Genomic DNA, 13,082 nt, shown 5'->3' on the forward strand with positions numbered 1-13,082 from the left:
CAGAAAGGACCAAACCGCACCGTTTCCGCTAGTGGACTGACGGTTCCTGACGGGCCTCGACGCTACGAAGACCTCCGGCCCAGGTCAACAGCCGACCCCGGCACGTCCCTAATACTGTGGTCCGGCCACGCGGCGGGGCGGTCGGTCCGGGGCGGCGGCGCCCGAAGGTACGGCCCATTTGAGATGCTTCGCCAGGGCCGGCCTCACAGGCGGACTGACCGGCTTTCCGGCGTTGGACCGGGATTCAAACACACCGGCGGCACCATGTTTTGTCAAAACCGTTTCAGACCAGGTGGTTCAGCGCACCGGCCAGGTCCACCCGGCGCAGGACGCCGAGCTTGCGGTACGAGCTCGTCAGGTGCTTCTCGACGGCTCTGGTGCTCACCGCGAGGGCGTGCGCTATCTCCTGGTTCGACCGGCCGGCCGCCGCGAGCACCACCACCCTGCGCTCGGTGCGGGTGAGTTCGGCGCGCCGGACCTCGCCGCGCAGATGGGCGGCGGCCTGTCTCACGAGGCGCTGGTCGCCGCAGCCGGCAGCGATGTCGTGGCACCGTCGCAGGTGGGTGGCGGCGGTCTGCTCGCACCGGACGCGCAGGCGGAGGCCCAACGCCAGGTGGGTGCGCGCCAGTTCCAGCCGATCGGCCGAGGTGGAGAGGACGTCCGCGGCGGCGTGCAACAGGTCCACGCCCCTGGCGCCTTCCGTCAGACCGCCGAGCACGCGCAGAGTGCGGCCGACACCGGCGGGAGCGCCCCATTCGACGGCGCGCTCGTGGTCCTCCTCGGCGAGGAGCACGGCCGCACCGATGTCGCCGAACTGCTGGTACAGCCGGACCGCCGTGGTGCGCCACGGGAAGAGAACGACGTTGCGCCAGCCTGCCTGGTCGAGCTGACGGCCCGCGTCCGTCAGGCGGCAGAGACCGCCCCACGCGTCGCCCCTGGTGACCGCGTTCGCGCCACGCAGCACCTCGAACACGAGGGCCGTGCAGGGGTTGTCCGCCTCGGCCGGGCTGCTCGACAGCAGGCATTCGGTCAGCTGCTCGTCCTGCACCTTCAGCGCCACCACGGCCAGGGCGAGCATCGCGTCCGAGCCGACGACCACACCGTGCTCGATCACTTCCCTCGTCAGGAGCCTCGCCTCGGCGACATCACCCCGGTGGGCAGCCACGAGAGCCTTGTCCACCCGGAGCAACGCCTGGTCGGTCCAGGTGGCCGCGTTGAGCGGGGCATCGGCCGCGCACAGGGTCATCACGAGCAGTCGCGTCATCTCGTCCGCCTGCCCGGCGCCCGGCGGCAGGTGGCCGGGGAGACGATCTGCCAGTGCCGCCACGTCCTCAGCGCTCGTGCGCGACACGAGCGCCGCGCAGAACGCCAGCACCGAGAGCAGTTCCGCCCTACCGGTCTTCTCCGGTTCTGGCCCGAGTCCACCGCCCGTTGTCTCCGGTTCCGGCCCGAGTTCCGCGAGCCGCCTGGTGGAGTCGGTGAGCTCGGTGAGGTCCGTGTGCCCGGCGTACCGCATCCGCGCCTCGATCCGCAGCGACAGGCCGGGATCGCCGAGCCGGCGGACGTCCCGCTCCACATCGCTGATGACGTCCCTGGCCAGCGGCAGAGACGCACCCAGTGCGGCGATGGGCATCCGGAGCACGGCTGCCGCCCGGTCCCGGCACGACTCGTACATCTGGACGGCGTAGGACAGGTGCTGCAATGCCAGCACGCTGTCCGTCGCGCACTCGGCGACGGCGAGATCGACCAGCAGCGCGGCGCGGTCAGGCCCTGGCGCCGACACCACTCTCCTCAGGTAGCTCAGCGCGATCGGCCGCTTTCCTCGCCGCAGCGCGGTGTCCGCGGCGGCGCGGAGGACCTCGATCGCCCACCCGTCGAGCACCGACCTGGTCGCGACGAGGTGGTCGGCGACATCCTCGGCCGGATGGCCCCGGTCGAACAGCACCGCGGCGGCCGCCGTGTGCCAGGTCTCGTGCTCGGAGGTCGTCATCGTGGCGAGCACGGCGTCCGGCACCGCCGGGTCGGCGAAACGCGGATTTCCCCGCGGAACAACAATTCCGAGCGAACGAAGAGTCCGCACCACAGCACTGATGTCGTCGAGCCCGGCCAGCTCGGTGATCAGACCGGTCTCGGCCTGGTCCCCGAGCACCGCGATCGCCTTGGCGACGCCCCGCACCGGTTCAGGCTGCCGGCGCAGGCAGTCGGCCAGCCGGCGCCGGGACCACCCTCCCGGCGACACCGGCCGCAGCCGCACCACGGTGCCGGGAAGCTCGATCTCGGAGCCCGGCTCGCCGTCCCGGACCGCGGCCACCACCAAGGCGCGGGCGGCGACGTCGACGAGCCACCGCACGGACGACTCGTCCGCCCACTGCAGGTCGTCCACCACGATGACGACGAAGCCGGCCGGGACGGGCCGGAGCTGGTCGGCCACACCGAGATCCCAGTCGCGTTCGTCAGGTGCTCCGCTCGCGCGCAGCACGACCGCCCCCATGCCTTCCGCCTGGACGGCCGATGCCCGCAGCAACGCCGACTTCCCCGCGCCCGCCGGCCCCCGCACGGTCACGAACGCCCCCGCACCGGAAGCCGCTTTCGGCATGGCCTGCGCCAGGTGGTCCATCCCGGCCGTGCGGCCGCGCAGCACGTCAGCCACGGGTCAGCTCCAGCAGCCCGGTCAAGGCAGGCGGGTGCCTGGCGAGGAGGCCGGGGAGCAGCTGCGCCACGAACGCTCCGGCCGCCTCCCCCGCCGGCATGCCCCGCACCACGTCCACGAACTCCAGAGCCTCCCGCAGAGCTCCGGGGGCGCCCCACCGCACGGCCAGCTCGTGGGCCTCGGCGAGGAGGGCCTCGGCGTGCGCGACCTCGCCCGCGGCCCGCCAACCCATCGCCGCGAAGAAACGCCAGGGCAGCACAGCGGGGTTGGCCACGCCCATGTCCCGCAGGCAGCGGCCGCACTCGAGGAAGGTCCCGGCCGCGGTCGCGGGTTTCGCCACCAACTCGACCAGTCCGCGGGCGAACGCCCGCCAGGCGTGCGCCAGGCCCTGCGCGACGTCGGTCGCCGTCTCGCGAGCCAACGCCTGGCGGGCTTCGTCCACCAGTCCGGCCGCGAGCAGCAGGATCACTTCCAGCACCAGGTGCCGGGCGCGGAGCAGCGGACGCCAGCAGCTGCGCGGCAGTTCCGCGTCCACGCCGGCCAGGTCCTCCGCCGCCTCGACGACCCGCCTTTGCCGCAACAGCACCGAACAACGCAGCAGTGTCGCCTCGACGACGGCCACCCGAGCGTCGTACCTGCGGCCGTCCACGAGAACGGCCTCGATGCCGGCCAGTGCGGTCTCGTACTCGGCGGCCCAGGTCATCACGTCCGCCGCGGCGATGCGAGGTGTCAGCGGACCCGGACCGCGCACTGCCAGCGCCCTGGTCGCCAGGGCCACCGCGGCCGCGGCACCGCTTCCGCCACGGGCCAGGCGCCACGCGGCCGTCCCCTGGCACACCGGGTCGGCAGGCGAGTCCGGAAGCGTTGGTACAGCGGGAACACCGAGTTCGTCAGGCTCTCCCGCAACGCTCACGACGTACCAGTAGAGGCCCCTCAGCGCCTCCTGCTCGGACTCGGCCAGACCCGGATGCGCGATCGCGGTCTCGATGGCGCGCCGGGACACCCCGAAGTTCTCCCGGCAGGCCAGCCTGTCCGCCGCACGCAGACGCGGGCGGGAGAGCGCCGGGCCGGTCATGTGCAGGACCTCGACCAGGCGCCGGTCAGCGGCTTCCGGCGCGTGGTCCAGTTCGCACTGCGCGAGCTGGACCAGGAGGTCCGCGCGCGCCGCCTCGTCCGCGGGCTCGCGCAAAGCCCGGACCAGCAGCCGGGCGGCGTCCGCCGTCCTCCCCGCGGCGGCCAGCACGCGAGCTTCGCGCTGGAGCACCATCCGGGCCCAGGCCGTGCCGGCAGGAGGCGCCCCGGCCAGGATCGCGCTCATCCGCTCGAACCCGAGCGCGGCCCGGTGACCGAGCACCGCCGCCGTCGACCGCAGGTGACCCCGCTGGTCATCGCTCATCGCGGCGAGCACGGCACGGGCTACGCCGTCGGTCAGCCCCGGTTCGTCGGCCGCGATCAGACCGAGGCAGCGCAACCTCGTCGTCGCTCGATCGGCGCGCACGCGGTCCAGGTCCGCGAGCTCACGGACCAGGGACCACTCGAAGCGTCCGCCGCACACCGCCATGGCGCGCAACAGCCTGATGTCCTGCTCTGACAACAGGTGCAGCGTCCGCGTGACCCAGTCCTCGTCCGCGGCGGGCCCCGGCAGGCGGACGACGTACCAGGGCGGCGCGGTGACCGAGCAGTCCCCGGCGAGGTCCGCGAGCACGTCCTCAGCCGCGGTGCCGAGTCCGGCGGTGGTCAGGACCACCGCCACCGGGGCCCGGTGGATCCTGCGCAGCACCGCGCGAAGCCATCCGACGGAGCTGTCGTCCATCCACTGCGCGTCGTCGAGCACGAGCACGAGAGGCCCGGCGTCGAGAAGAACGCGGCACAGCTCCGACGTCGAACGGTTCCGCGCGGCTCCCAGGTCAGCCATGACCCGGCCGAGCACGACACCGTCCACATCGGACTCGAAGACGGACGCGCGTGCGGAGATCAGGCGAATGCCCTGCGCGGTCACGTGATCGGCGATCCGCCGCACCACCGCGGTACGGCCAGAGCCCGGAGGCCCGGTCACCTCGAACACGGCTCCGGGCCCGCGACGCAGACTCCTGACGAGCTCGGTGACGAGTTCCTGTTCGCTGATCCTCCTCGTCACGCGGAACTTCGGGCCCGGTGAAGTCGATCACTGGTCACGCCACGAGGCTATTTGCTCCCTTATGACGCGTCAACGACACGGCACAAACGGGCCGATATCGGACAACGCCGCCGCAAGCCCGCCGCGGCCCCGCACGCCGAGCTTGCGGTAGGCGTTGGTCAGGTGCTTCTCCACCACCCGCACGCCGACCTGCATGGTGTCCGCGATCTCCTGGTTGGACCGGCCCGCCAGCGCGAGCTCCACGACGCGCTGCTGCGCACCCGTCAGGTCGCCCTGACGGGCAACCGGCTCCGCTCGGGCGACCAGCGGGCTCTCCCCGCAGTCGACGGCCACCGCCGAGGAGCGTTCCACGCAGCGGCGGTCCTCCGTCCGGGTGCCCAGCTGCCACAGCGCCCTGGCGAGCTCGAACCGGTTGGCCGACCCTTCGAGGACGCTCACGGCCTGCCGCAGCACCGCGACGCCGGCGTCCCCCTCGGTCATCGACCCGAGGTGGCGCAACGCTGTGCCGACGCCGGCCGCCGAACCCCACTGCGCCGCGAGCGCGTGCTGTTCCGCGGCCAGCTCCCGCGCCGCCGCGAGATCACCCATGCGCCACAGGACCCGGGCCGCCTCCACACGCCACGGGTACAGCACGGGATTGCGCCAGCCGAGCTCCTCCGCCTGCCCCCCGGCGTCTCTCAGGTGGGCGAGCCCGGCCGGGAGGTCCGCGGCCGCCACACTGACCGCGGCACACAGCATCCGGTACGCGACCGACAGCGCCGGAATGTGCGCCTGCTCCTTGACCAGCGGCACCAGCCGGTTGACGAGGTGGTCGTCCCGGGTCTGGCAGGCGACCGAGGCGAGCGCCACCAGCACCTCGGAGCCGGGCATCTCCGCCGTGGCGAGGACTTCTGCCGCGCTGCTCCTGGCCGCGGCGATCCGTCCGCTGTGCAGCAGCACCACCATCTGTTCGGCCTCGATGAAGACCTGCTCCACGACGGCGTCGGCGGCGAGCGCCCGCTTCTTCGCGATGTGCAGCCAGGCGGACACGGCATCCAGCGAGTCGGCCGCGCACAGCGTGGTCACCAAGGTCGCGATCGGCGTGTGGACGTGGTCCGGGTGGTGTGGTGTGTGGGCCAGCAACCGTCGCGCGAGCGTCGCGACGTCATCGGCACGCCACGTCGAAGCGAGCGTCGCGCAGTGCAGCCGCACCGACAGCAGCTCGCGCCCCGCGCTCGTCTCCGGGAACGTCTCATCAGGACACTCGCCCAGTCGGTCGGCGCACCGCACGACCCTGTCCGGCGTCATGCATTCGACGTGGTGCGACCGCGCCTCGACTCGCAGGGCGAGGTCACGCAGGACGTCGTCGTGCGATCGCACCGCCCGCAGCTCGTCCTCGATGCCCCGCACCAGCTCCCGCGCCGCGGGAGGCGCCTCGACCAGTGCTCCCGGCACGAACCTCGCGGCGATCGCGGCTCGTTCCCGGGTGGTGCTCACCATCCGCGCCGCGACCGACAGGTGCACCGCGGCAGCCGCACGATCGACACCGCGCTCCGCGGTGGCCAGCTCGACGAGCAACGTCGCCCGCCGGCAACCGGCCTGAGGGTGTTCGAGCAGCGCGCGGCGGAGGTAGTCCACGGCGACCAACGGCACACCCCGCTCCATCGCCGACGCGGCAGCCGTGCGCAGGACCTCGGTCGCCCAAAGCCCTTGGGCGACCGTGATGGCCAGCAGCCGGTCGGCTACCACCTCGGCGGGCCTGCCCGTGTCGTACAACAGGCGGGCAGCTCCGATCTGCAACCGGGCCCGGTCCGCGGGAGCCATCGTCTCCTCGACCGCCTCCCGCACGACGCGGTGCGCGAACCGCCCCGACCGGTCGACGAGGCCGAGCCCGTCCACCGCCCGCAGCGCGGTCGCGCACCCGGCCTCGTCGACCTCCGCGAGCGTCGCGACCAGCCCGGCCTCCAGGTCGTCGCCCAGAACCGCCATCGCGTCCAGGACGGAACGAACCCGCGGAGGCTGCGCACGCAGGCAGGTGACGAGCCGCCGTCTCGAACTCCCCGCCAGGAGCGGACGTTCGAGCACGACGACATGAGCCGCCTGGCGAACAACCTGCTCCACGAGAGGCGAGCCGGACCACACGTCGCCGTCGCGCACGCAGACCACCATCACCACCGGGATCCGGTCCAGCCGGTCGGCCGAAAGCGCGAGCGCCCGCAACGACTCCTCGTCCGCCCACTGCAGGTCGTCCACCGCGACCAGCGCCGGACCGTCCGCGACCAGCACGTCGTGCAGACCACCGAGCTCCCCTCCGGTCAGCTGGTGCACCACGCCGAGCGGGAAGTCCCGCTCCTGCCTGGTCCCGGTAGCGCTCATCACCCGCACGTCCAGGCTTTCCGCCACCCGCTCCGCGTCCTTCACCGCCGCCGAACGACCACAGCCCAACGGTCCCCGGATCACCACGAGTGAGCCCGCACCGGACCGCGCGAGGCGGAGTGCCGCCGCGACGACGTCGAGGCCCGTCATGCCCTGGTTGTCGCGAGCACGGCCACCAGATCCGCACGCAGCTCGACACCGAGCTTCCGGTACACATTGGACAGATGGCTCTCGACGGTCCTGATCGTCACGAACAGCTCCTCGGCGATCTCCCGGTTGGTGGCGCCGGCCGCCGCGAGCTCCGCGACCCGCCGCTCCCGGCCGCTGAGCGCGTCCGCCGGTCTCGCGCCCAGTCTCGGCATGCGCCCACCGGCCAGGACGAGCAGGTTCCTCGCCTCCGCCGCCGCCGCGCGGTCCCCTTGGCGGATCGCCAGGGTGACGGCGGTCCGCAGGTGTTCGCGGGCTCCCCTGGTGTCGCCGTCGGACAGCAGCGACTCGCCCAGCAGACGCACCGCGCGGACGTGCAGCGGCCGGGCTGAGCACCCGGACAGCTCCGCCACCGCGGCAGCCAGCGACTCCGCCGCCGCTTTCCCCGTGCCCACCACTCCGCTGGCCATCAGGCTGAGCCCTCTCGCTTCGGCGGTGTTCCAGCGGCTGGCGCGTTCCGCTCCGAACCCGGCCAGCTCACCGGCTTCCCCTCGCCGATCCAGGCGCACCAGCAGGCAGACGGCGTCCAGCCACCACGGGGCCCACACCGGGTTGAGAACACCCGCGGACGTCAGCTGCCGCCCGCATTCGAGCAGGAGGTCCAGCGCGCCGACGAGATCACCGCGGGCACGGCGGACAGCCGCCTTGAGGACCATCACAGGTCCGTACGTCCAGCCGAACCGCGGCTCCCCCACCCGTTCCAGGTGGTCCTCGGCCCCGGCGACATCGCCCTGCTTGAGCAGGATCGACGCCATGGGCACGCAGGCCAGCGCGGCCTCCACCGGCGTCACGGCCCGCTCGACGACCTCCAACGCGGTCCGCGCGTCGGCATGGGCCTCCGCGAGGTCACCGGCGTGGTCGAGCAGACCCGCCCTGGTCGCCAGTGCCAGCGACTGGACGTCGAGCTCGCCGTCCGCGCCGCTCGTGGTGACCAGCCTGTCCAGTGCGGCCACCGCCTCGGCCTGCTCGCCGGACAGGCCCAGCACCGCCGCGGCGGACAGCGCCGGCCGCGCGTGCGCCACCGACCCGGCGACCAGGCCGAGCCTTGCCAGGCCGACCGCCGCGGGGACGGACTCACCGGCCAGCATCTCGGCCTGCGCGGCCACACCGGAGATCAACCGCCCTGACGTGGTGCCGGGAACCCGCCGGGGTGCCACCCGGTAGCGCGCGAGCAACCGGGCGGTGCCGGCCCGGTCGCCCAGTCCCACGGCGAGCAGCACGGCGTGCACCTGGAGCAGCAGCTCGCTGTCGATCTCGGAGCTCTCACCCTCGTCCAGGATCCGGGCGAGCCGGTCGAACGCGGCCTCCGACCACGTGGCCGCGACCGCCTTGAGGCCCAGCCGGCACAGGACCCGCACCTTCTCGCCGGTGTCCGTCACCTGGTCGACGACCTCGGTGAGGCGGGGCAGCGCCGCGGCGGGCCCCAGCAGGACCAGCACGTCCGCCAGCTCCAGCAGGGTGGCCTGATGGCCGGGCACCTGCTCGAGAACCCTTGTCAGGCACCGCACGGCCTCCTCGGGTGCGCCTCGCCGGACGGCGGCCGCCGCCGCTTCCCGCAGTGCGCAGAGCATCCAGACCTCGGGCAGTTCCGGCAGCCGCAGCAGCTGGCTCGCGACTTCCGCGGCCGGGCGGCCCTCGTCGTCGAGCACCGTCGCGGCCCGGTACCGCAGCTCCACCACCTCTTCCGGTGGCAGAGCGGACAGCACCGCATCGGCGACGACCTCGTGCCGGAACGCCAGTTCCCGCGCCGCAAGCACTTCCTCGCGCCGCAACGCCTCCACCGCGCTCATCACGAACGGCTCCGGCAGCCCGGCGAACCTGCCCACCGTCCGGACGTCGGCGGGACCGAGCACAGCGATCGCGCAGGCCACCTCCTGAACGTGCCCTCCCGGCTCCCCGAGCAGGTGCGGCAGGAACCCGGTGATCATCCGCCTGCCCTGCTCGCGAGCGCGCTCCACGCCGCTCCCGTCCGGGGGCACGTCGCGCAACGAGGCCAGCAACGTGTGCAGCCACAACGGGTTCCCGCCCGTGACCAGTCCGCACGTCTCGGCGAACGACGGATCGGGGCGACGGCCGAAAGCCCGCTCGACCACGGTGACCACGTCCGGCGCGGACAGCGGCGCGAGGTCGATCATCAACGCCGGAACGGCGTCGGCCATGTCCGCGAACAGCAGGTCGGCCTGCTCGTCGACGCCGGGCCGCCAGGCCAGCACGACCACCAACGGCAGCCCGGCGGACCTCCGCGCCAGGAAGCCGATCCACCGCAACGTCCGCACGTCACAGGCGTTCGCATCGTCGAGCACGAGGACGAGCGGCCGGTCCTCCATCAGGCTGATCGCGAGCCGGTACAACTCGCGGAACACGGCGTAGTCGTCCGCCTGCCCGGTGGTCTCCGGGACGGGAAGCGGCGCGAACAGCTCGCGCACCGAGCCGTAGTCCTCCACCGTGGCACGCCCGGTCGCGCACAGCACCGTCACCTCGTCCGGGCCGAGCTCCCGCCGGACCGCGTCCAGCAGAGCGCTCTTGCCGACTCCCCTCGGGCCGCGCAGCAGGACCAGGCGCGCACCCCCGTCACGGCCGGCCCTCGCCAGACGGACGAGCTTCTCGCACTCCACCTTCCGGCCGACCAGGTCAGTCACCGTCGCTCCTCGATCACCGCTGCCGAGCCCGAGCATGGGGATTTGTCACGATTCGCGTTCGATCGGCACCTTTCCGCACGCGAGACGGGTGATGCAACCCGATGACTCACTAGGCGCTATAGTGGTTTTTGTATCGCTATACAACCTCGTATAGCGACCTCGAAAGGAGCGAGACATGGACCAGCCGGACGTCATCCGCGACTACTTCGCCGCGGACGCGCAGAAGGACACCGACGCGGTCGTGGCGTTGTTCGCCGAAGACGCCGTGGTCGTCGACGAGGAACGCACTTGGCGAGGCCCGGGCGAGATCCGGGCCTGGAGGGACGGGGTCGCGTCGCGGTTCGAGTACTCGACCGAGGTCCTGACGGTGGCGGACGAGGGCGACCACCGGTTTCTCGTCTCCGGTCGCATCGAAGGCGACTTCCCCGGCGGCACCGCCGATCTGACGTGGCGGTTCACCGTCACCGGGAACCGCATCAAGGCGTTGGAGATCGCACCGTAGATGCCCCGGACGACTCGGCGTGCCCGAGCGGGCACGCCGCAAAGGGGCTCTGGACAGCTGCCGCCCGAACCTGTTTGGATCGATCCACGACGTGTTTACAACGTTGTAAACGAGTCCGACCCTGCAGATTGGACGAGACGTTGACACCAAGGATCGCCGTGGCCGCGATAGCCGCCCTGCTGCTCGGCGGCGTGCCCGCCGTGGCCTCCCCTGTGGACTCCCGCGTGGTCTCCCCCGCGGCCGCCGTGCCCGACTTCTCCACGGCCGAGGCCGGCAACCCCTTCGTGGACGGGTGGTACGCCGACCCCGATGTCGCGGTCTACGACAACAGGTACTGGGTGTTCCCCACCTCGTCGCGGCCGTACGACGAGCAGACCTACCTGGACGCCTTCTCCTCGACCGACCTGGTCAACTGGACCAAGCACCCCAACGTGCTCACGACCGCCGGCGTGTCGTGGGCCCGGCGGGCGGTGTGGGCGCCGGCGCCCGTGCAGCGCAACGGCAAGTACTACCTGTACTTCGGGGCCAACGACATCCAGGGCAACACCGAGCTCGGCGGGATCGGCGTCGCCGTCGCGGACCGGCCGGAGGGGCCTTACAAGGACGCGATCGGCAAGCCGTTGATCGGGCAGTTCGTCAACGGTGCGCAGCCCATCGACCAGGACGTGTTCATCGACACCGATGGTCAGGCGTACATGTACTACGGCGGCTGGGGACATGCCAACGTCGTCAAGCTCAACGCGGACATGACGAGCCTGGGGCAGTTCGCGGACGGCAGCACCTACAGGGAGATCACGCCGGCGAACTTCACCGAGGGTTCGCAGATGTTCAAGCGGAACGGCAAGTACTACTTCATGTGGTCCGAGGACGGCTGGACCGGCCCGAACTACGCGGTGGCCTACGCGATCTCCGACTCCCCCACCGGTCCGTTCACGAAGGTCGGCAGGGTGCTGAGCCAGGACGCCGCCGTCGCAAGGGGTTCCGGCCACAACTCGGTGATCACCGTGCCCGGAACGGACATCTGGTACATCGTCTACCACCGGCGCCCGTTGAGCCGCACGGGAGCCAACGACCGGCAGCTCGCCTACGACCGGATGACCTTCAACGCCGACGGCACGATCGCTCCGGTGACCATGCGGGTCAAGGACAACTTCAACGACAACAACGCCATCGGCTGGACCACGTACGGCGGCAACTGGTCCACGGGCGCCGGCCGCTACGAGACCGGGGCGTCGTTCGGCGGGAAGGCGTTGCTGGACACCAGCTTCACGGACTTCACGCAGGACGTCGACGTGACGCCCAGGTCCGCGGGAGGAGACGCCGGAGTCGTGTTCCGCGCCACGCAGGCGAGCACCGGGACGGACAGCTACCGCGGCTACTACGCCGGCATCAGCGGCACCGGGAAGGTGGTGCTGGGCAAGGCCGACAACAACTGGACGCAGCTGGGCACGGCGCCGGTGACGATCAGGCCGAACGTCTCCTACCGGCTGCGGGTGGAGGCGGTCGGACCGGCGATCAGGGTGTACGTCAACGACATGGTCACGCCGAAGATCTCCGTGACCGACACCGGCTACGGCGGTGGAGCCAACGGAGTGCGCGTCTTCAACACCGGCGCGGGCTTCGACAACTTCGCCGTCGCCCACCGGTGACGACTCGGGCCGGCCTCCTCGCGGGGCCGGCCCCGGCGTGGTCAGAGGGCGGCGAAACCCTCGCGCCACGTGGGCCACTTCGGTTCCCAGCCCAGCTCTTCGCGCGCACGGCTGTTGTCCGCGCCTCGCGCCCACGGAGTGCGAGGAGCATCCACTGTGGACGGGCGGGGTGCTCCGACGCGTTCGCAGAAGGCGGGAAGCCAGCTGTGGCCCGGCGCCGGCTCGTCGTCGCAGATGTTGACGGCGCCCGGCGAAGACCAGTCCAGCGCGGCCACCGCCGCCGAGGCGGCGTCGTCGACGTGCAGGAAGCTGGTCACGTCCGCGGTGGCCGGCAGCTCTCCCGCGATCGCCGCCCGTGCCATCAGGCCACCGGGCGCGTACCAGGTGCCGGGGCCGTAGAGCATGCCGTAGCGCAGCACCACCCACTCCGGGAGCTCCTGGACGGCGGACTCGAGCACGGCGACCCCCGTCACGGAGTCGTGCCGCTCGCCCGTGGACCCGACGTCGAGCGGAACGTCCTCGGTGGCCGGGGTGCCGCCCGGCTCGTAGGCGAACGCGATGCTCTGCGCGACGATGCGCCGCACACCCGCGGACCGGGCGGCGTCCACCAGGGAGCGGGTGCCCGCCTGCCTGATCCGGGAGTTGGCCGACCGGTCGCCGCCGCGCAGGTCGGTCAGCTGGTGCACGACCACGTCGGGCGCGGCCGCCTCCACCGCCGCGGCGAGAGCGTCCCGGTCGAAGACGTCGGCCACCGCGACGTCGGCGCCGAGTGAGGAGAGCGCGGCCACGCCGCTGTCGTTCCGGGTGAGGCCGGTGACCTGGTGGCCCTGTCGCAGCAGCGACTCCGCCACCCGCCGGCCGATCACTCCCGTCGCCCCGGCCAAGAAGACTCGCATCCGTCCATCTTCCCGCAACGCCGAACCCCGGCGGCGGTGGGCCGTTC

7 protein-coding genes are annotated in these 13,082 nt (G+C 72.2%); 2 read left to right on the plus strand and 5 right to left on the minus strand.

Features of this window, described 5'->3' with window-relative positions:
• Positions 1-283: 283 nt before the first annotated feature.
• The 4 genes from VM306_RS24585 to VM306_RS24600 form a co-directional block, all read right to left on the minus strand.
• A complete protein-coding gene (locus VM306_RS24585; RefSeq protein ID WP_325519068.1) occupies positions 284-2,650 on the minus strand; it encodes a LuxR family transcriptional regulator in 2,367 nt (788 codons plus the stop codon).
• Positions 2,643-4,787 (minus strand): ATP-binding protein, encoded by a 2,145-nt coding sequence (locus VM306_RS24590; RefSeq protein WP_325519070.1) that lies wholly within the window; start codon positions 4,785-4,787, stop codon positions 2,643-2,645. The genes VM306_RS24585 and VM306_RS24590 overlap by 8 nt, the downstream gene beginning before the upstream one ends.
• Before the next feature lie 69 nt (positions 4,788-4,856).
• Positions 4,857-7,292 (minus strand): helix-turn-helix transcriptional regulator, encoded by a 2,436-nt coding sequence (locus VM306_RS24595; protein WP_325519072.1) that lies wholly within the window; start codon positions 7,290-7,292, stop codon positions 4,857-4,859.
• Positions 7,289-9,988: a LuxR C-terminal-related transcriptional regulator gene (locus tag VM306_RS24600; RefSeq protein WP_325519074.1), complete on the minus strand. Its 2,700-nt coding sequence runs from the start codon at positions 9,986-9,988 to the stop codon at positions 7,289-7,291. The genes VM306_RS24595 and VM306_RS24600 overlap by 4 nt, the downstream gene beginning before the upstream one ends.
• Before the next feature lie 175 nt (positions 9,989-10,163).
• Here VM306_RS24600 and VM306_RS24605 point away from each other — a divergent pair, with 175 nt between their 5' ends.
• Both VM306_RS24605 and VM306_RS24610 read left to right on the plus strand, forming a co-directional pair.
• Positions 10,164-10,490 carry a nuclear transport factor 2 family protein gene (locus VM306_RS24605; RefSeq protein ID WP_325519076.1) on the plus strand — a complete coding sequence of 109 codons (327 nt, stop codon included), beginning with the start codon at positions 10,164-10,166 and terminating at the stop codon, positions 10,488-10,490.
• Positions 10,491-10,648: 158 nt separating this feature from the next.
• Entirely contained in the window at positions 10,649-12,139 is a 1,491-nt protein-coding gene (locus VM306_RS24610; protein WP_325519078.1) for a family 43 glycosylhydrolase, read from the plus strand.
• 41 nt (positions 12,140-12,180) lie between these two features.
• Here VM306_RS24610 and VM306_RS24615 read toward each other — a convergent pair whose 3' ends face one another.
• On the minus strand, positions 12,181-13,035 hold the full coding sequence (locus VM306_RS24615) for an NAD(P)-dependent oxidoreductase (protein WP_325519080.1): 855 nt from the start codon (positions 13,033-13,035) through the stop codon (positions 12,181-12,183).
• Positions 13,036-13,082: the final 47 nt, after the last annotated feature.

The sequence above is a fragment of the Lentzea sp. genome (genome assembly GCF_035525475.1).
GTDB lineage: Bacteria > Actinomycetota > Actinomycetes > Mycobacteriales > Pseudonocardiaceae > Lentzea.